Below are 18,573 nucleotides of genomic sequence, written 5' to 3' on the forward strand. Positions count from 1 at the left end.
ATGCCAACGGATCCCGACACAGGGTACGACCCGTCGCTGGGTCGGAAGTTCGTGTTCGTCACCGGCGGCGTCATGTCCGGGCTGGGGAAGGGGATCACCGCCGCCAGCACCGGGCGGCTCCTCGCGAACGCGGGCTTCGACGTCACCGCGGTGAAGGTGGACCCCTATCTCAACGTCGACGCCGGGACGATGAACCCCTACGAGCACGGCGAGGTGTACGTGCTCAAGGACGGCGGCGAGGTCGACCTCGACTTGGGCAACTACGAGCGCTTCCTCGGCACCGACATGACGTTCGACCACAACGTCACCACGGGGAAGACGTACCAGCACGTCATCGAGCGCGAGCGCGCCGGCGACTACCTCGGCAAGACCGTCCAGATCATCCCGCACGTCACCGACGACATCAAGCGCCGCATCCGGGAGGCCGCCGAGGGGTCCGACGTCTGTCTCGTCGAGATCGGCGGCACGGTCGGCGACATCGAGTCGATGCCCTTCCTCGAGGCGCTCCGGCAGTTCGCCCACGAGGAGGACGACGAGGACATCCTCTTCACCCACGTCACGCTCGTCCCCTACTCGAAGAACGGCGAACAGAAGACGAAGCCGACCCAGCACTCGGTGAAGGAGCTGCGCTCGATCGGGCTCCAGCCCGACATCCTGGTCGGCCGCTCCGAGGACCGGCTGGACCGGGAGACGAAAGAGAAGATCGCCCTGTTCTGCGACGTGCCCACGGACGCCGTCTTCTCGAACCCGGACGTCGAGGACATCTACCACGTCCCGCTGATGGTGGAAGACGAGGGGTTAGACGAGCACGTGATGGAGCGGCTCGGCCTCGCCGAGGAGGCGCTCCCGAAGGCGGAGCGCTCGACGGAGTGGCGCGAGCTGGTCACCCGCGACCGCGACGAGGAGCTCGACGTCGCCCTCGTCGGCAAGTACGCCCTCGAAGACGCGTACATGTCGATCCACGAGGCGCTGAAACACGCCGGGATCCAGACCGGGACCGAGGTGAACGTGCTCTGGGTCGACGCCGACGAGACCACCGAGCGCCACGAGGAGCGGCTCGCGTCCGCCGACGCGGTCGTCGTCCCCGGCGGGTTCGGCTCCCGCGGCACGGACGGGAAGATCGAGGCCGTGCGGTACGCCCGCGAGAACGACGTCCCCTTCCTCGGGCTCTGCTTGGGCTTCCAGATGGCGGTCGTCGAGCACGCGCGCCACGTGCTCGGGCTGGAGGGCGCGCACTCCGCCGAGATCGACCCGGACACGCCCTATCCGGTCATCGACCTGCTGCCGGAACAGTACGAGACGGAGGACATGGGCGGGACGATGCGGCTCGGGGCCCACGAGACCGCCATCGAGCCCGGCACGCTCGCGGCGCGGGTGTACGACGCCGACTCCTGCACGGAGCGTCACCGCCACCGCTACGAGGTGAACCCCGAGTACATCGAGGAGCTGGAGGCCGACGGGCTGACCTTCTCCGGGCGCGCCGACAACCGGATGGAGATCTTAGAGCGCCCGGACCACCCGTTCTTCTTCGGGACGCAGGCGCACCCCGAGTTCCGGTCGCGGCCGGACCGCGCGAGCCCGCCGTTCGTCGCCCTCGTCGAGGCGGCGCTGGGATCGACGGACACAACCGAGCGGAACGCGGACGTGAGGCTATAGATGGTCGAGACGGAGGCATTCATCGACGAGGCGATAACCGAGATCCGGGAGGCGATCGGCGACGCGAACGCCGTGATCGCCCTCTCCGGCGGGGTCGACTCCTCGGTCGCGGCGACGCTCGCGTACGAGGCGGTCGGCGACCAGCTCACCCCCGTCTACGTCGACACGGGGCTGATGCGGAAGGGCGAGACGGCGGAGATCCGCGACACGTTCTCGTTCATGGAGTCGCTGCGGGTGATCGAGGCGCAGGACCGCTTCTTCGAGCGGCTGGCGGGCGTCACCGACCCCGAGGAGAAGCGCCACGTCATCGGCGAGGGGTTCATCGACGAGTTCGAGAGCGTCGCCCGCGACGCCGACGCCGACTACCTCGTGCAGGGGACGATCTACCCCGACCGCATCGAGTCCGAGGGGAACATCAAGTCGCACCACAACGTCGGCGGGCTCCCCGAGGTCGTCGACTTCGAGGGCATAGTCGAACCGGTCCGCGACCTGTACAAAGACGAGGTCCGCGAGGTCGCCCGCGAACTCGGCTTGGAGGAGATCATCTCCGAGCGCATGCCGTTCCCCGGCCCCGGGCTCGCCGTCCGCATCGTCGGCGAGGTGACCCCGGAGAAGGCCGCGGTCGCCCGCGAGGCGACGCACGTCGTCGAGGAGGAGCTGGAGGAGTACGACCCGTGGCAGGCGTTCGCCGCGGTCCTCGGGAAGGCGACCGGGGTGAAAGGCGACAACCGCGTCCACGGCTGGGTCGTCGCCGTGCGCTCGGTCGAGAGCCGCGACGGGATGACCGCCCGCGCGCAGGAGCTCGACTGGAGCACGCTCCAGCGGATCCAGAGCCGGATCACCGGCGAGAACGAGAGCGTCGCCCGCGTCGTCTACGACGTGACTCACAAGCCGCCCGCGACGATCGAGTACGAGTGATGGCGGGCGAATCCGCTCGCCCCGACGGCGGTCGGGCCGAGGGCGACCGCGCCGGCGAGACGGGCCCTGACGGCGGCGCGCTCGCCGTCGTCGCCGGCCCCGACGAGCACGGCCTCGGCGAGGAGCTGGCCGCGCTCGGCGTCGAAATCCGCCGGATCGACGGGCTCGTCACCGCCGACGCGCTCACCGACGCCGGCATCGCCGACGCCGCCTACTTCGTCCTCACCGACGTCGAGGAGGCGACCGGGATCCCGATCGCTAAGGAGCTGCACCCGGGCGTCCTCGCCGTGACGTATGCCGAGCGGTCCCTGCCGGAGTTCGTCGCGGGCGTCGCCGACCTCGCGATCGACCCGGCCCTGATGGACGCCGCGACCGTCGCCGAGGAGCTGGTCGACGGCGCCGCCGACCGCGCGGCGTAGTCGGGTCACCACGCCGACCCCGGCCCCGAAGCCGACATTTATAAGAAACGCGAGTATTCTTCGAATTGGACTGTTGTTCGACATCGAAATTTCAGTCGTCGTCGCCGGTCCGGCGAGAACGCCGTTTCTGCGGGTTTTTGCCCGCGTACGCTCGTGTCTCCGACTCACGCCGGTCACCGTCGAACTCACCGAGAATAGTCCTCTGAAATCCATTTAAACGGCGTTTAGCGGACGATAAGTCCCAGATCTGCGTTCAGTTCCCGGCTCGTCGACGTTTTGTACCTCGAAATGACTGGTATCTCATTTACTATTTGTTTTGAAACATCCTCTCTCTGCGCGACCGCCGCCGCGGTTCCGCGAGCAGTAGCATTATTTCGGTGTGCACCGTACTATGGTGTGTTATGTCACAGCAAGAGATCGAAGAGGAGCTGTACGTCGACCAGTACACGCTCGGGCTGGTGGGTCCCGATCAAGAGTGGGCCGGCACCGTCGCCGACGGCGGCACGGTGACGACGTACACGCCGCCGGGCTGTTGGGGGCCGATGGTCACCCCCTCGTTCCGGGGCGGTCACGAGGTGACGCGACCGATCCGCGTCGAGGGCGCCGAGGTGGGCGACGCCGTCGCGATCCGCATCCGCGACGTGGAGGTGACGAGCATGGCGACGAGCACGGGGTCGATGGCCGAACGCGAGGCGGCGTTCCGCGACGACCCGTTCGTCGACCACCGCTGTCCGGAGTGCGGGACGACGTGGCCCGACTCCTACGTCGAGGGGACCGGCGAGGACGCGATCCGTTGCGCCGAGTGCGGCGCCAACGCCTCGTCGTTCGGCTTCGAGTACGGCTACACCGTCGCGTTCGACCACGAGAACGCGGTCGGCGTCACGCTCGACGAGGAGGGGGCCCACGAGCTCGCGCTCGACGCCGACGAGGTGATGGACATCCCCGAGAACTCCCGGCAACACCCGATCCTGCTGTACGAGCCGGACGGCATGCCCGGCACGCTCGGTCGCCTCCGGCCGTTTATCGGCAACATCGGGACGACGCCGTCGGTGACGATGCCCGACTCGCACAACGCGGGCGACTTCGGGCAGAGCCTCATCGGCGCCGACCACGACTACGGCGTCGAGACCGAGGCGGACCTCGAGAAGCGCACCGACGGCCACATGGACATCCCGGAGGTCCGGCCGGGCGCCACGCTGATCTGCCCCGTCGACGTCGACGGCGCCGGGATCTACGTCGGCGACCTCCACGCGAACCAGGGGGACGGCGAGCTCTCCCTCCACACCACCGACGTGAGCGGCACCGTCACCATGGACGTGGAGGTGATCGAGGGGCTCGAACTCGACGGCCCCGTGCTGCTCCCGAACGAGGAGGACCTCCCGTTCATCAGCGCGCCGTACACCGACGCCGAGCGCGAGGCGGGCCGCGAGCTCGGCGCCGAGCACGGCGTCGAGACGGAGACGGAGATGGCGCCGATTCAGGTCGTCGGCTCCGGCGCCACCGTCAACGACGCCACGCAGAACGCCTTCGACCGCGCGACGAAGCTCTTGGACATGAGCGAGGGCGAGGTCCGCGGGCGCTGCACGTTCACCGGGGGCGTCCAGGTCGGGCGGCTCCCGGGCGTCGTCCAGCTTGACATGCTGGCGCCGCTCGCCGTCCTCGAAGACCGCGGCCTCGACGGGCCGGTCCGCGACCAGTACGACCTGTAACGCCGCCGTCGGGCTACGCGTCCGTCTTCCCCGTCGGCCTACTCCTCCGGTTCCGTCGCCTCGCAGTCACAGCCCCCCGACGAGAGCAGGTCGGCGACGCCGTACCGCGAGCCGCAGTCCGTACAGAGCACGCTCACGTCCACCAGCACCCGGAACTCCCCGAGCGTGAGCGCCGGGGTCTTCCGGAGTCCCCGGAGCTTCGACTCCGCGACCGAGACCAGCCGACCGCGGAGCTTCCCGATGGCCCGGGCCGCGGTCGTCGCGCGGTCGCCGTCGTCGGGCTCGTACTCCGCGCCGCGGTGGTCTTGGAGGTAGCTCCGGACGGCTTGGTACGTGACCACGTCGCAGTCGAGGGCGTCGACGTCGACCCCCTCGCGTTCGAGCCGCCGGCGGAGCTGCGTCCGGTCGGCGGCGGCGACGTCGTCGCCCGTCAGCGAGCGCACCACCGCGTCCAGCTCCCGCGCCGACAGGCGCACCCCGGTCTCGTCGAGCCGCGACTCGACGAGCGCGCGGTTGAACTCGTACGCGAGGTCGCGCAGGCTCGTGTGGTCGTCGCCGGTCGCCGTCCACCGCGCTTCCAGCTCGTCGCCGACGCCGTCTAAGTCGTACTCGTCGACGAGGCGCGCCACCTTGTTCCGGCGCCCGCCGCTCGTATCGGTCATTCGTTAGTACCACAGTCGGGCAGCGATATAGGCGTTACCGTGGCCCCGAGGGGCGGCGGCGGGACCGCTCGGAGACGGCGCCGCGACCCCCCGCCGGCCCGCGCCGAACGGCACCTATATGCCACCGCTCCCGGATCCGTCGGACACGCAATGATGCGCCACGACGTCGCCATCGTCGGCGGCGGCTGCGTCGGCCTGTCGGTCGCCAAACACCTCGCCGAGCGAACCGACCTCGACGTCGCCGTCCTAGAGAAGGAACACCACCTCGCCGCCCACCAGAGCGGTCGGAACTCCGGCGTGCTCCATCCCGGGTTCAACTACCCGCCGGGCTCGAAGAAGGCGCGGTTCGCCACCGAGGGCACCGCCCGGATGAAGGCGTACTGCGAGGAGCACGACGTCCCCTGCGAGGAGCTGGGCGTCCTCGTCGTCGCGACGGACGACGAGGAGGAGGCGCGGCTTGACGACCTCGCCGAGCGGGCCGAGGCCAACGGCGTCGCCTACGAGCTGCTCGACTCCCGCGAGGCGATCCGCGAGCACGAGCCGCACGCGGAGGGCCAGGCCGCGTTCCACGCCCCGGAGGCCGCCTCCGTCGACTCCGAGCAGTACGTCTACGCGCTCGCCCGCGAGGCCCGTGACCTCGGGGTTACCATTTATACGGGCTACGAGGTCTCGCGGATCGAGGAGGCGGCCGAGGGGTACCGGCTCGACACGAGCAACGGCCGTTTCGAGGTCTCCTCCCTCGTCAACGCCGCCGGGCTCCACGCCGACACGCTGGCCCACCAGGTCGGCGTCGGCGAGGAGTACCAAGTGGTCCCGTTCCGCGGCGAGTACTACGAGGTGCGGCCCGAGCGCGCCGAGCTCTGCGAGACGATGATCTACCCGACGCCGAACCCCGAGCTCCCTTTCCTCGGCGTCCACTACACCCGCCGCACGGACGGGAAGGTGATCGTCGGCCCGAACGCGGTCCTCGCGTTCGGCCGCGAGGCGTACGACAACACCGACGTCGACCCCCGCGAACTGCTGGAGACGCTCACCTACGGCGGCTTCCGGCGGCTGCTCGCCTCGCCGCTGATGCTCTCGGTCGCGTGGGCGGAGCTGAACAAGTCGTACCGGAAGGAGAAGTTCGCGGCGGCCTCCCAGAAGCTCGTCCCCGACGTGCGCGCCGAGGACCTCCGGAAGAGCTACGCCGGGATCCGCGCGCAGCTCGTGAGCGCCGACGGCGAGCTGGTGAAAGAGCCGCTGTTCGTCGAGCGCGAGGACGCCGTCCACGTCCTCAACGCCGTCTCCCCCGGACTGACCTCCTCGCTGCCGTTCGGCGAGCACATCGCGGAGCGGCTCGCGGCGAAGGTGACCGTTTAAGTCCCGGCCGGCCGACGTTGCGACCGCCACTCACGGGGCGGCGCCGGAGCCCGGGCTCCCCACCGCACGCCCCGCGTCGGACCCATGACACCACACACGCCCATCCCGACTCGCGGCGGCCCCGCCCGGGCCGCCGTCGACGGTCGCACCGCTCCTCGCGAGCCCCACGCCACTCGCGAGCGCTCCACGCGTCCGGACCGAGGGGACCGATGAGCCGCGGTCCCGACCGGGGGCCGATCGAGCGCCGGCTCCACGGCGACGTGCCGATCGTCGACGCCGAGGCGGCGGCCGCCGCGGTCGACGCCGACGCGACGGTGCTCACGAGCGGCTTCGGCAGCGTCGGCTACCCGAAGGCGATCCCGCTCGCGCTGGCGTCGTCGCCCCGCGACCTGTCGCTCACGCTGGTCGCCAGCGGGAAGGTCGGGGACGAGATCGACGTCGACCTCGTCGGCTCCGGGCAGGTCGAGCGCCGGTTCTCCTACCAGTCGTCGCGGGTCGCCCGCGAGAAGACCGACGCCCGCGAGATCGCTTTCAGCGACCGTAACGCCTCCTCGATCGGCGACGAGGTCCAGTACGGCGGGCTCGTCGACCCCGACGTCGCCGTCGTCGAGGCGGTCGCGGTCGGCGAGGACTGGTTCGTCCCCTCCACGTCGCTCGGGCAGGTGCCCGCCTTCGTCGAGGCCGCCGACGAGCTGTACGTCGAGCTGAACCGCCACCAGCCGCTCGAACTGCAGGCGCTCCACGACGTCTACCGCCCCGACGCGCCGCCGGACCGCGGACCGATCCCCCTCTCCGACCCCGGCGAGCGAATCGGCACCGTACACGTCGGCTTCGACCCCGAGAAGCTCGCGGGCGTCGTCGAGACGGAGATTCCCGACTCGACGTACACCTTCCGGGACCCGACGGACGACGACCTCGCGATCGCCGCCAACCTCGGTTCGTTCCTCCGCGAGGAGCTGGATCGCTCCCCCGTCTTCGACGACGCGGTCCACCTCCAGTTCGGCGTCGGATCGCTCGGCAACGCCCTGATGGGCGAGCTCCAGGCGCTCGACTTCGGCGACCGCGAGGTCGTCTACTTCGGCGAGCTCATCCAGGACGGGCTCTTCGACATGCTCGACGAAGGCGGGCTGGCGGCCGCGAGCGCCACGTCGCTCGCGCTCACCGACGAGGGGCAGGCGCGGCTCTTCGAGGACGTCGAGCGCTACGCCGAGGACGTGGTGCTCCGGCCGGCCGACGTCTCCAACCACCCGGGGCTCATCGACCAGTTCGGCGTGATCGGCGTGAACAGCGCCATCGAGTTCGACCTCTACGGCAACGTTAACTCCACGCACGTCCGCGGCGAACGCATGATAAACGGCGTCGGCGGCTCGGCCGACTTCAACCGGAACTCGCTGATCACGGTGTGTGCGCTCCCCTCCGCGCTGAACGACGGCGCGGTCTCGCGGGTCGTCCCGCAGACCTTCCACGTCGACCACACGGAACACGACGTCGACGTCTTCGTCACCGAGCAGGGCGTCGCCGACGTGCGCGGGCTCTCGCCGGTCGAGCGCGCGGAGCTGATCGTCGACCGCTGCGCGCACCCCGAGTTCGCGCCCGAGCTGCGCTCGTACCTCGACGACGTCTGCGAGCGGGAGTATCACATCCCGCAGGACGTCGAGCGCGCCGCGGAGTGGTTCGAGTGAGCGCGGCCTCGCCCGTTTCTACGGGCGAGCCCGCAGCGAGAAGCGCCGCGAGCGAGCGGCGAACGGTCGACCGGTCGGACGGCGGCTACAGGCTGACGCCGCCGCCGGTGAAGTAAAGTAACACCCACCAGCCGTAGCCGACCGCCAGCGCGATCGCCGTCAGTATCTCTAAGCCCGTGACGTAGGTGTCGCCGTGGGTTCTCCGGAACTCCTGAATCAGCTCGATGCGCCGCCAGACCGGCATCAGCGGATCCGGAACGACTTCCGCGAGGCCGCCCACATCGGACGTGTCGACTTGGTCTTCGGGGGCCTCTCTGCTCGGGCTCATTGTTTCACCTCCCTGGTGAACGGGCTCTTGAGACCGCGGACCATCACCTTCTCCGCGACGAAGACGGCGACGAAGACGGCGATGCCCGCGACCTTCGCGAGCATCATCGGGTACGTCATGACGAGGACGCCGAGCACCGCGAGCGCGCCCCGGGTGAGGACTACGCGCCCGACGGACATCTCGAACGGGTAGTTCAGCCCGTAGATGATGGAGATGGCGCCCATCACGACGAGGAGGCCGGTCAAGAGCGTGTTGACGCCCGGCGACATCGAGATCAGGGCGGGGTTGTAGACGAACGCGATGGGGAGGACGAACAGCGGCGCGGCGATCTTCAGCGCCGCCCCGCAGGTCCGCCAGAAGTTCGCCTCCGCGATGCCCGCCGCGACGACGGCCGCCGTCGCCACCGGCGGCGTGATGCCCGCTAAGATGGCCGCGTAGAACATCGTGTAGTGAGCGGTGATCTCCGCGACGCCGAACTCGGAGACGAACGTCGGGACGATGAGGATAGCCACGATGACGTAGGCGGCCACCGTCGGCATCCCGACGCCCATCACGATGGCGACGGCCATCCCGAGCAGCACCGCGAACAGCAGGACCCCGCCGGAGAGGTTGATCATCAGCAGCGCGATCTTCGCGGGAACGCCGGTCGTCGAGAACAGGTTCACGACGCCGCTGATGACCACGAGGATGATGGCGATGGGCGCGAGGATGATGGCCCCTCGCCGGAAGCCGTGAATCGTGTTCTTGATCTGCGTGACGAACTCCGAGACCGGCGAGACATCCGAGCTGTCGACGAGCCGCTGGAGCGGCGGCATCAGAACGCCCGTGAGCATCATCGCGAACACGGTGTACATCGCCGACGTCATCACCGTGTACTGGGCGAAGCCGAGGTAGTAGATCAGGACGCCGAACGGGATGCCGAACCGCAGCGCCTCGGCGATCTTCTCGTTGCGCGATAGCGTCTCGTCGAAGAACTCCGAGAACTCCATGTCTTGGTCGCTGGAGTCGCTGATCGCGGTGTAGTGGACCGCGATGGCGATCGACGTGACCAGGATCGCCGCGGGGACCAGCCCCGCGACGACGATGTTGAGGTACGCCACGCCGAGGTACGACGCCATCACGAACGCGGAGGCGCCCATGACCGGCGGGAGCACCTGTCCTGCAGTCGAGGCGACGGCCTCGATGCCGGCCGCGCGGTGGCCGGACATCCCGCTCTCTTTCATCGTCGGGATCGTGAACGACCCCGTCATGGCGGCGTTCGCCGTGTACGAGCCGTTGATAGAGCCGATGACCGCCGAGGAGAGCACGGCCGTCTGGGCCACGCCCGAGCGGATGCGGCCGGCCGCGACGATGGCGAGTCGGAGGATCAGGTCGAACGCGCCGTACGCGAACAACAGCCCGGCGTACAGGAGGAACGGCGCGATCCAGGACGCGGTCAGCTGCGTCAGCGAGCCGTAGAACCCGTACAGGTCCGTGACCGTCGCCTGGAGGAGCGTCAGCTGGTTCATCCCGGCGTGTCCGAGGACGCCCGGAACGGCGTCGCCGAACATCGCGTACAGCATCACGCTGATAACGAGCCCGAGGAAGAGGTTCCCGAACTCGCGCCACGTGAGGTACAGCAGCGAGATGATGATGAGTCGCGCGAGCATGTACTCGTGTTCGCTGGCGAACCCCTGACGCAGGAGATACACCATCTCGAAGTTCAGGAAGAAGTAGAACGACGCCGTGATGAGCACGCCGGCCGCCGGTAGCAACACCAAGGCGTCTATCCGGCTGCCTTCTTCGATCGATTCGCGGGTCTCGTTGAGCGCGTACACCGTCATGATGCCGCCGACGAACAGCACGGCGTACTTGACCGGCGACCACTGCTGGGTGGACGCCCACCAGAGGACGACCGCCCAGAACAGGACGGCCGTGAGCGTGACGCCGATGTCGAGGCCTCGTAGCCACCCCGCGGGACCGGTCTGCCGTTCGGATTGTGTAGCCATGTTTGGGTATGCGTTTGTTTGTAGTAAAATATTAGTTGGATCCCGGTTCGCCAGTCGGAGCTACGCCTCGGGAGGGGTTACGCCGTGTCGCCCTCTTGGAGGCTGTCGTCCCAGGCGTCGTTGTCCTTGTAGTACTGGACGGCACCGGCGTGGACCGGGATGCGCTCCTGCGCGTAGGCGAGCATGTCCGCGGTGCCGCCGAAGTCGTTGAACTGCGCTTCGCCGTCGTTGACGACGTCGTTGTGTTCGTCGACGACGCGGCACAGCTCGTAGACGGCGTCGGGATTGGCCTCGGGGTTGAACGTGTAGTTGACCTCGAGGTCCCAGGTGAACACCTCGTCGGTGCCGATGTCCGTGCCCGCGATCTCCCAGTCGCTGTAGGACGTCCGGGTCGTGCCGGCGCCGGAGTACGACTCCGCGGACTCGATGAGCGCGTCCGTCGGTTCGACGTAGTGGAGGTCGACCCGGGAGGCCATCTCCTGAACGAAGCCGGTGTACCGAACGCCCGGCGAGCCGTACGCGATGGACGCGTCGATGGTGCCCTCCTCCATCGCGCCGGGCGCGTCACCGACGCCCATGTCCTGGATGTTCATCTGGTCGTAGACGTCCGCGGTCGGGTCCTGCGACCAGACGTCGAGGGTCGTCGCGCGCGTCGAGTACCCCGGCTCGGCGGGGTAGACGTTCGCGCCGGCGAGGTCGTCGAACGTCTCGATGCCCGTGCCGTCGCGGGCGACGATGTAGATGCTGTACGGGAACGCGGCGAACCCGTACTGGGGGATTCGGGACACCGACTGCTCGGCGAACCGGCCGCGGTCGTCGAGCGCCTTGTTGAGCGAGTTGTTGTCGGTGATGCCGGCGTTGAACTGGTTCTGTGCCATCCGATAGATGGTCCCGATGTAGCCGGGGCTCTCGATGGTCGAGTAGTCGAGCGTGTCGCTCTCCTGGCTCACCGCGCGCTCGACGGCGAGCCCGACGTCCTGCGTCCCGCCAGCGGACGTCCCGACTCGGAGCGAGAGCTCCGCGCTGTCGTCGCCATCGGAGCCGTCCGACCCGTCGGAGCCGTCAGAACCGTCGGAGCCGTCGGAGCCGTCAGAACCGTCGGAGCCGTCGGAGCCGTCGGAGCCGTCGGAGCCGTCGCCGCCGGCACAACCCGCGAGTCCGGTGATACCTACCGCGCCCGTGCCGTACAGGAACTTGCGCCGATTGACTGAGTTATCTGCCATGCTCAACCGTGTACATTCGGTCGATCAATAACAATGTACCTGTTTGTTTCAGTTTAAACGGAGAGAATACTCCACGTCGTGAACCCTGTCGAACACGTCGCGGCCGCCGACTTAGTCCTCGAGGATCACCGTCACCGGACGGTCGGCCGCGAGCAACACCGACTGCGTCGTGCTCCCGAACAACATCTTGCCGGTCGGGCTCCGTCGCCGCCCGCTCATCGTGACGTTGTCGACGTCGAGCTCCGCGGCGACCTCGACGATCGTGTCGGCGGGGTCGCCGTGCTCGCGCCGCCTGGCCGTCTCGACGCCGGCCGCCGCCAGCCGGTCCTCGACGGCGTCGACGCTCTCGGGGTAGTTCTCCTCGTCCCACACGTCCTCGGAGTCGACGCGGCCGGCCTCGCCGCTGACTTCGAACCCCTCGTAGACGTTGAGTATCACCGCCTCGACCTCGTCGGCGGCGTTCGGCAGCGACGCGACGGCGTCAGCCGCGGCCAGTACGTGCTCGACGTCCCCCCCGACGGGGAGCAGTACGCGGTACATACGGACACCTAACCGAACAGCGGGTAATAAAGATGGCTGCCGGCGGCGCGGTCGGCGGACGCCGCCCCCCGGTCGACACGCCGACCGCCTACCGCGCCGACCGCCTACCGCGTCACCGGCGCGTCGACCGCGCCGATCGACTCGACGACCGCCCGCACCTCGTCGCCGGGGTCGATGGGCGCCGCGCCGGGCGTCCCCGTGCTGAACAGGTCGCCCGGCTCTAACGTCATCACGTCGGAGTGGAACGAGACGATCTCCGCGGGCGGGAACAGCATGTTCCGGATCTCGTTTTCCGCCCGCACCTCGCCGTTGACCTCGGTCCGCACCGAGAGCGGCTCCAGGTCGAGCGGCTCCTCCGGCACCGCGAGCGCGGCGCCGGGCACGAGGAACGTGTCGTAGCTCTTCGCCCGCGTGAGGAAGCGCGGGTTCCGCTGGAGCACGTCCTCGGCGGTCATGTCGATCACGGGCAGGAACCCCGCGATCACGTCGTCGACGTCGCCATCGTCGACGTTCCGGCACGTTCGGCCCATGACGACGGCCAGCTCCGCCTCGGCGGTCACCCGCTCGCTCTGCGCCTCCGGCGGCAGTCGGATCGGACCGCCGGGCCCCGTCAGGACCGACGACGGCTTCATGAAGCTCGCCGGCTCCGTCGGGCGCTCCTCGTCGAGGTCGCCGGCGTGCTCCTCGTAGTTCAGCCCGATCCCCCACAGCTTCCCGAACGACGCCAGGGGGGCGCCGAACGTCACGTCCGCCGCCGGGACGGGGTCGGCGGTCGCGTCGGCGACGTCGCCGAGCGTCCCCGCGGCCGCCCGGGGGAGCGCGTCGCGGACGCTCTCCAGATCCGGTTCGACGGCGCCGAGAGGGACGTACCCCTCGTCGCCGCCGAGCAGGGGGTCGCCGGTCGCCGTGCGCGCGAGGTACTTCATCGGGGGGTCGCTCCGTTCATCTCACTCCTCGCGGTCCGTCCAGAAGTCGAACGAGCGCCCGGGCGCGAACACGTCGAGGCCGACGGCGCGCTCGTCCCCGGTGTTCTCGACCCGGTGGGCCTCGTTGGACTCCAGCAGGACGGAGTCGTTCTTCTGGAGCGTGACCGAGTCGTCCTCGGTCGCGACCGTGAGCTCGCCCTCCAGACAGAGGCACACCTGCTCGTTCTCGTGGTCGTGCATCGGCGAGCTGTGGCCCGGCGGCTTCTCGAACCACTCGAAGGAGAACTGGTCGCTGCCCGCCATCGCCACGCGCCGCCAGCCCTCCTCGGGCTCGTACGTTTCCGCCTCGTCGAACGGGACCGGGTTCATAAGTTCGCCCCGGTCGAGCCGCCGTCGATCGGGAGCGCGGTGCCGTTGACGTAGCCGGACTTCGGCGACGAGAGGAACGCGACGGTGTTGCCGAGCTCCATCGGGTCGCCGATGCGTTCCAGCGGGTTCCCGGCCCAGTCGTCGAGCCCCTCCTCGTAGGAGTCGTAGTCGCCGCGCTCGACGGCGGCCTCGACGAGGTCGCGGATGCGGCTCGTCTCGTGGGGGCCGGGCAGGACGGCGTTCGCGCGCACCTCCGGCGCGAACTCCTTCGAGAGCGTCTTCTCCAACCCGATGACGCTCATCCGGACGGCGTTCGACAGCACGAGGCTGTCGATTGCCTCCTTCACGCTCCGGGAGGTGATGTTGACGATCGTGCCGCCGTCGCCCTCCTTGAGGTGCGGGTACGACTCCCGCGCCAGCCGGACGACGCTCATCACGAGCAGGTCGTAGGCGTGCTGCCAGTCCTCGTCGTCGGTGTCGAGGAATGCGCCCGAGGGCGGGCCGCCCGCGCTCGTCACCAGGTGGTCGATCGTGCCGAACTCGTCGACGGTCGTCTCCACGAGCGCCGCGACCTCGTCGGCGTCGGTCAGGTCGGCAGACTGCGCGACGACCTCGCCGGTCGCGACCGCCTCGACCTCCTCTTTCGCGGCCGCCAGCCGCTCCTCGTCGCGGCCGTTGATGACGACGTCGACGCCCTCGCGGGCCAACGCCTTCGCCGATGCCTTGCCGAGTCCGCTGGACGACGCCGTGACGAGGGCCGCGTTCCCGTCGATCTGTAGGTCCATGCCTCACCCATCCCGAGTGCGGCGTGAAAACGTTTCCCTACAGGCAATGGGGCAGAAGCTTCCCTACAGGCTGGGGCAGAAGCCTATTGGGTGGGGCGACGGGAATCCGTCGGACGAGGCGACCGCGGTCGGGGCGCTATGCGTCCGGACCGCCCGGCGGATCGGCCTCGAACCCCGCGGTCCCGTCGTCGAACCCCACCGTCTCGCGGCCGACCACCGTCGCGGCCTCCGGGAGGTCGTCGACGGCGGCGTCGGAGACCAGGAGCTCCCCGAGGTCCTGCGTGTTCTGGACCCAGACGATCCGGACGGTCTCGGGGTCGTACCCCCCGAGCGCCGCCAGCGCGGTCCGGAGCGCGAACTCATCGTCGGGCGCCACCACGGGGAGCTTCGACTTCGAGAGCGACCCGCTCGTGAGCGCGTTCGCGTACGTCTTCTTCAGGTCGAGCTGGTCGACCGCGGCCCGCCGGGTGAGGTCGGCGAGGCCGATCCCGTTGCCGTTCCCCTTCGTCGCCTCGGTCAGCCCCCGCACGTAGATGAGGTCGATGTCGGGGGTCTCGGGGTCGGGCGCGTTGAGGACGCGGTAGCGCCCGATGACGTTCGTGTCCATCCCGGCGCCGGATATCTCCTTGCCGATCTCGTCGATGACGAGGAGGTCGACGTCGTCGATCGGGAGCGTCGGCATCTCCTCGTACGCGCGCTCCAACAGCTCCGGTTCGCGGTCGAGGAACGACCCCGCGGGGACGGCCTCTAGGTGCCCGACCTCCTCCTCGAAGTTCTCGACGAGCGCGATCCCGCCGATCAGCGGCGTCTCGCGCTCGATAACGTCGAGCGCGGCGGTCAGCGTCTCGACGTACCCCTCGGCGATCGCCGTCGAGTGGAACGACTTGGCGCCGCGCTGCTTGCCGAGCCCGACGACGGTCATCTTCGCGAGCCCGCTCTCGATCGGCCCGGTGAAGTTGGTGTGGGCCTTCACGCGGTTCACGACGAGGGCGGCGTCGGCCGCGAGCGCCGCCTCAGAGAAGTACACCGGCATGTCGACGTCGCCAACGGGCGCCGTCGCCAGCGCTTCGGCGGCCATCCGCGCGTCGATCGGGGCGCCGACCGTCTCCTCCGTGATCCCGAGCGCCTCCAGCACCTCGCGCTGCCCCTCGGGGGTCGCGCCGCCGTGGCTGCCCATCGCGGGGACGACCACGGGGTCGAACCCGCGCTCGGCGACCTCGTCGACGACCGCCGCCGCGACCTCGTCGATCCGGTCGATCCCGCGGCTGCCGACCCCGACGGCCACGGTCGCGCCCGCGGGGAGGCCGTCGAGGTCGAGCGAGCCGAGCGCCTCGCGCGCCGCCCCGACGGGGTCGTCGAGGCGTTCGGTCTCCGGCTCGTACCGCACCCGCGCGAACCCCGGGAGCGGCTGCGGGTCGATGAGCCCGTCGACGTCGGATCGGTCGGGGAACTCCATGTGGGCCCCCTCGTGGCGACGATACAAAAACTGCGGGTGGTCGGCGCGGCTGCGGTCGGCACCGCGCCTGAGAGTGTTGCCGATACGGGGGTCTACTTGTACCCGTGTGACGCCGCTGCACGTATGCAGATAACCGAAGTCGAGTCGTTCCCGATCAAGCTGCCGCTGGAGTCGCCCGTCTCCTTCTCCAACCGGACGCTCACCTACCGGGACCACGCGATCACGTACGTGCGAACGGACACCGGTCACGAGGGGGTCGGCTACTCGCTGGGGTACGAGGGGGCCGGCCTCATCGCCGACGCGGTCGAGTCGCTGCTCGAACCGATCCTCGTCGGCGAGGACCCCCGCGACACCGAGCGCCTGTGGCACGAGATGTACGAGGGGAACGTCCAGATCGGTCGGACCGGTCTCTTCTTGCGCGCCATCTCCACGGTCGACATCGCGCTCTGGGACGCGAAGGCGAAGGCGGCCGACATGCCCCTCCACAAGCTGCTCGGCGGGCACTCGGAGTCGGTCCCGTCGTACGCCAGCGGCGGCTACTACCGCGACGACAAGGGCCACGAGGCGCTCCGCGACGAGATGCGGCGCTACCTCGACGAGGGCCACGACGTCGTGAAGATGAAGGTCGGGCGCCTGTCGGCCGACGAGGAGGCCGAGCGCGTCGCCGCGGTGCGCGACGAGATCGGCGACGAGCGTACCCTCCTGCTCGACGCCAACGGCGTCTGGGGCTCCAGCACAGAGGCGCTCCGCAACTGTCGGGCGTTCGAGCCGTACGACCCGTACTTCATCGAGGAGCCCGTGATGATCGACCGCGTCGACACGATGGCCGAGGTGAACGACGGGATCGACTACCCCGTCGCCACAGGCGAACTGGAGGGGACGCGGCACAACTTCGCCCGCCTCGCCGACACGGGCGCGGCGACGATCCTCCAGCCCGACGTCACCGTCTGCGGCGGGGTCACGGAGTGGCTGAAGATCGCGAACCACGCCTCGGCGTACGACATCCCCATCGCGCCCCACTACAACTGGAACATCCACGCGTCGCTGCTCGGGGCCATCGAGAACGGCCTCTGGGTGGAGTACTTCTACCGCGACATGGACGTGAAGGCGTTCGACGACGTCGTCGCCGACCCCGTGACGCCCGGCGACGACGGGATGATCGACCTCCCCGACCGCCCCGGCCACGGCGTGCCGCTCGACGAGGACGCGCTGGAGCGATTCAGAGACGACTGACCCCGACAAATATCACTCAACCAGACACATGCGAGACTACTCAGACCAGATCGACACCCGCGACCCGGACCGAGACGTACAGATCACCGGCCTCGACGCCTGCGTCGTCGAGGGGAACTTCGAGTGGAACCTGATCAGAGTGGAGACCGACGCCGGCGTCACCGGCATCGGCGAGGCGTACCGCGGCGGCGGCGTCCCGGAGCTCGTCGAGTACACGAACCGGTTCCTCGTCGGCGAGAACCCCCTCGACGTCGAGCGCCTGGTTCGGTACATCTTCCAAGAGATGTCGGGCCACGGCGGCACGACCGGGAAGGTCGTCACCGCGGCCTCCGGCATCGAGATCGCGCTGTTGGACGCCGCCGGGAAGATCCTCGGCCTCCCCGTCTACCAGCTGCTCGGCTCGAAGTACCGCGACGAGGTCCGGCTCTACTGCGACTGCCACGCCGGCGAGGCGTACGCGGTCGAGGACGGCGCGACCGCCTACGCCGACGCCGAGGCGTACTCCCCCGAGGCGTACGCCGCCGAGGCCGGCCGCGTCACCGACATGGGCTTTTCGGCGCTGAAGTTCGACCTCGACCTGCCGGCCGACAACGAGAACGATCCGTACAACGGGCGCCTGACGAACGCGGCGATCCGAGAGAAGAAGGAAATCGTCGCGGCCGTGCGCGAGGAGATCGGCTACGACGTCGACCTCGCGTTCGACTGCCACTGGGACTACTCCGTCGAGAGCGCGAAGCGGCTCGCCCACGAGTTAGAGGAGTTCGACCTGATGTGGCTGGAGGACCTGATCCCGCCGGAGAACATAGACGCCCAGAAGGAGGTGACGAAGGCGACGCGGACGCCGGTCGCGACCGGCGAGAACCGGTTCCGCGTCTTCGAGCTGTCGGACCTGATCTACGAGCACGGCGTCGACGTCGTCACCCCCGACCCGGCGACGGTCGGCGGGCTCACGGAGACGACGCGGATCGCCGACCGCGCCGAGGAGAACTACATGCCGATGTCCCCGCACAACGTCTGTAGCCCGGTGGGGACGATGGCCTGCGTCCACCTCGGCGCGGCCACGCCGAACTTCGACCTGCTGGAGTACCACGCCCTGGAGGTCGACTGGTGGGACGACCTGCTGGCGCGCGACGAGCCGCTGATCGAGGACGGGCGAATCGCGGTGCCGGAGGCCCCCGGGCTCGGGATCGAGCTCGATATGGACGTCGTCGAGGCGCACCTTCTCGAGGGGACCGACGGGTTCTGAGCCGCGCCCGTCGCAGGCGCGCTCTCGACTCGCCCCGACCCGCGAATCGACACGCGAAGCGACCCGCGATCCCA

17 protein-coding genes are annotated in these 18,573 nt (G+C 69.3%); 8 read left to right on the top strand and 9 right to left on the bottom strand.

Features of this window, described 5'->3' with window-relative positions; all coding sequences use genetic code 11:
• The 4 genes from DJ75_RS06930 to DJ75_RS06945 all read left to right on the top strand — a co-directional run bounded on the left by DJ75_RS06930 (nt 1) and on the right by DJ75_RS06945 (nt 4,702).
• Nucleotides 1-1,656 carry a CTP synthase gene (locus DJ75_RS06930; RefSeq protein ID WP_094523785.1) on the top strand — a complete coding sequence of 552 codons (1,656 nt, stop codon included), beginning with the start codon at nt 1-3 and terminating at the stop codon, nt 1,654-1,656.
• Entirely contained in the window at nt 1,657-2,574 is a 918-nt protein-coding gene (gene guaA / locus DJ75_RS06935; RefSeq protein WP_094523786.1) for a glutamine-hydrolyzing GMP synthase, read from the top strand.
• Complete coding sequence (locus DJ75_RS06940) at nt 2,574-2,993, top strand: CTP synthetase (protein ID WP_241881368.1); 420 nt, start codon at nt 2,574-2,576, stop codon at nt 2,991-2,993. Before guaA ends, DJ75_RS06940 begins: the two co-directional genes overlap by 1 nt.
• A gap of 401 nt (nt 2,994-3,394) precedes the next feature.
• A complete protein-coding gene (locus DJ75_RS06945) occupies nt 3,395-4,702 on the top strand; it encodes an acetamidase/formamidase family protein (RefSeq protein WP_094523787.1) in 1,308 nt (435 codons plus the stop codon).
• Between the two features lie 38 nt (nt 4,703-4,740).
• Here the strand turns inward: DJ75_RS06945 and rdfA are convergent, their stop codons facing one another.
• A complete protein-coding gene (gene rdfA, locus DJ75_RS06950) occupies nt 4,741-5,364 on the bottom strand; it encodes a rod-determining factor RdfA (RefSeq protein WP_094523788.1) in 624 nt (207 codons plus the stop codon).
• 150 nt (nt 5,365-5,514) lie between these two features.
• Here rdfA and lhgO point away from each other — a divergent pair, with 150 nt between their 5' ends.
• Both lhgO and DJ75_RS06960 read left to right on the top strand, forming a co-directional pair.
• A complete protein-coding gene (lhgO, locus tag DJ75_RS06955; protein ID WP_094523789.1) occupies nt 5,515-6,723 on the top strand; it encodes an L-2-hydroxyglutarate oxidase in 1,209 nt (402 codons plus the stop codon).
• A gap of 209 nt (nt 6,724-6,932) precedes the next feature.
• Nucleotides 6,933-8,405 carry an acetyl-CoA hydrolase/transferase C-terminal domain-containing protein gene (locus tag DJ75_RS06960; protein ID WP_094523790.1) on the top strand — a complete coding sequence of 491 codons (1,473 nt, stop codon included), beginning with the start codon at nt 6,933-6,935 and terminating at the stop codon, nt 8,403-8,405.
• Nucleotides 8,406-8,490: 85 nt separating this feature from the next.
• On the opposite strand, the gene DJ75_RS06965 is transcribed toward DJ75_RS06960, so the two are convergent.
• From DJ75_RS06965 to DJ75_RS07000, 8 genes are all read right to left on the bottom strand, one after another.
• Nucleotides 8,491-8,733 (bottom strand): hypothetical protein, encoded by a 243-nt coding sequence (locus DJ75_RS06965; RefSeq protein ID WP_094523791.1) that lies wholly within the window; start codon nt 8,731-8,733, stop codon nt 8,491-8,493.
• Nucleotides 8,730-10,721 carry a TRAP transporter fused permease subunit gene (locus DJ75_RS06970; protein ID WP_094523792.1) on the bottom strand — a complete coding sequence of 664 codons (1,992 nt, stop codon included), beginning with the start codon at nt 10,719-10,721 and terminating at the stop codon, nt 8,730-8,732. Before DJ75_RS06970 ends, DJ75_RS06965 begins: the two co-directional genes overlap by 4 nt.
• Before the next feature lie 77 nt (nt 10,722-10,798).
• Nucleotides 10,799-11,944, bottom strand: coding sequence for a TAXI family TRAP transporter solute-binding subunit (locus tag DJ75_RS06975; RefSeq protein WP_094523793.1), 1,146 nt, complete (start codon nt 11,942-11,944; stop codon nt 10,799-10,801).
• Between the two features lie 111 nt (nt 11,945-12,055).
• Nucleotides 12,056-12,484 (bottom strand): universal stress protein, encoded by a 429-nt coding sequence (locus tag DJ75_RS06980; protein WP_094523794.1) that lies wholly within the window; start codon nt 12,482-12,484, stop codon nt 12,056-12,058.
• Nucleotides 12,485-12,588: 104 nt separating this feature from the next.
• Entirely contained in the window at nt 12,589-13,410 is an 822-nt protein-coding gene (locus tag DJ75_RS06985) for a fumarylacetoacetate hydrolase family protein (RefSeq protein WP_094523795.1), read from the bottom strand.
• 21 nt (nt 13,411-13,431) lie between these two features.
• Nucleotides 13,432-13,779, bottom strand: a complete 348-nt coding sequence (locus DJ75_RS06990; RefSeq protein WP_094523796.1) for a cupin domain-containing protein — start codon at nt 13,777-13,779, stop codon at nt 13,432-13,434.
• On the bottom strand, nt 13,776-14,564 hold the full coding sequence (locus DJ75_RS06995) for an SDR family oxidoreductase (RefSeq protein ID WP_094523797.1): 789 nt from the start codon (nt 14,562-14,564) through the stop codon (nt 13,776-13,778). Before DJ75_RS06995 ends, DJ75_RS06990 begins: the two co-directional genes overlap by 4 nt.
• Nucleotides 14,565-14,700: 136 nt before the next feature.
• Complete coding sequence (locus tag DJ75_RS07000) at nt 14,701-16,020, bottom strand: DUF362 domain-containing protein (protein ID WP_094523798.1); 1,320 nt, start codon at nt 16,018-16,020, stop codon at nt 14,701-14,703.
• Between the two features lie 123 nt (nt 16,021-16,143).
• On the opposite strand from DJ75_RS07000, the gene DJ75_RS07005 reads away from it, so the two are divergent.
• On the top strand, nt 16,144-17,253 hold the full coding sequence (locus tag DJ75_RS07005; protein ID WP_094523799.1) for a mandelate racemase/muconate lactonizing enzyme family protein: 1,110 nt from the start codon (nt 16,144-16,146) through the stop codon (nt 17,251-17,253).
• A gap of 28 nt (nt 17,254-17,281) precedes the next feature.
• Nucleotides 17,282-18,499, top strand: coding sequence for a mandelate racemase/muconate lactonizing enzyme family protein (locus DJ75_RS07010; protein WP_094523800.1), 1,218 nt, complete (start codon nt 17,282-17,284; stop codon nt 18,497-18,499).
• Nucleotides 18,500-18,573: the final 74 nt, after the last annotated feature.

It is taken from the genome of Halorubrum sp. Eb13, from assembly GCF_002252895.1.
Classification (GTDB): Archaea; Halobacteriota; Halobacteria; order Halobacteriales; family Haloferacaceae; genus Halorubrum.

Excerpts from the sequence above, each read along its gene's own strand:
- DJ75_RS06940 (WP_241881368.1), top strand. The coding sequence starts at position 2,574 with ATGGCGGGCGAATCCGCTCGCCCCGACGGCGGTCGGGCCGAGGGCGAC.
- guaA (WP_094523786.1), top strand. The coding sequence starts at position 1,657 with ATGGTCGAGACGGAGGCATTCATCGACGAGGCGATAACCGAGATCCGG.
- DJ75_RS06930 (WP_094523785.1), top strand. The coding sequence starts at position 1 with ATGCCAACGGATCCCGACACAGGGTACGACCCGTCGCTGGGTCGGAAG.
- DJ75_RS06965 (WP_094523791.1), bottom strand. The coding sequence starts at position 8,733 with ATGAGCCCGAGCAGAGAGGCCCCCGAAGACCAAGTCGACACGTCCGAT.
- DJ75_RS06990 (WP_094523796.1), bottom strand. The coding sequence starts at position 13,779 with ATGAACCCGGTCCCGTTCGACGAGGCGGAAACGTACGAGCCCGAGGAG.
- DJ75_RS07005 (WP_094523799.1), top strand. The coding sequence starts at position 16,144 with ATGCAGATAACCGAAGTCGAGTCGTTCCCGATCAAGCTGCCGCTGGAG.
- DJ75_RS06985 (WP_094523795.1), bottom strand. The coding sequence starts at position 13,410 with ATGAAGTACCTCGCGCGCACGGCGACCGGCGACCCCCTGCTCGGCGGC.
- DJ75_RS06995 (WP_094523797.1), bottom strand. The coding sequence starts at position 14,564 with ATGGACCTACAGATCGACGGGAACGCGGCCCTCGTCACGGCGTCGTCC.
- DJ75_RS07000 (WP_094523798.1), bottom strand. The coding sequence starts at position 16,020 with ATGGAGTTCCCCGACCGATCCGACGTCGACGGGCTCATCGACCCGCAG.
- DJ75_RS07010 (WP_094523800.1), top strand. The coding sequence starts at position 17,282 with ATGCGAGACTACTCAGACCAGATCGACACCCGCGACCCGGACCGAGAC.
- DJ75_RS06970 (WP_094523792.1), bottom strand. The coding sequence starts at position 10,721 with ATGGCTACACAATCCGAACGGCAGACCGGTCCCGCGGGGTGGCTACGA.
- DJ75_RS06945 (WP_094523787.1), top strand. The coding sequence starts at position 3,395 with ATGTCACAGCAAGAGATCGAAGAGGAGCTGTACGTCGACCAGTACACG.
- lhgO (WP_094523789.1), top strand. The coding sequence starts at position 5,515 with ATGATGCGCCACGACGTCGCCATCGTCGGCGGCGGCTGCGTCGGCCTG.
- DJ75_RS06975 (WP_094523793.1), bottom strand. The coding sequence starts at position 11,944 with ATGGCAGATAACTCAGTCAATCGGCGCAAGTTCCTGTACGGCACGGGC.
- DJ75_RS06960 (WP_094523790.1), top strand. The coding sequence starts at position 6,933 with ATGAGCCGCGGTCCCGACCGGGGGCCGATCGAGCGCCGGCTCCACGGC.
- rdfA (WP_094523788.1), bottom strand. The coding sequence starts at position 5,364 with ATGACCGATACGAGCGGCGGGCGCCGGAACAAGGTGGCGCGCCTCGTC.
- DJ75_RS06980 (WP_094523794.1), bottom strand. The coding sequence starts at position 12,484 with ATGTACCGCGTACTGCTCCCCGTCGGGGGGGACGTCGAGCACGTACTG.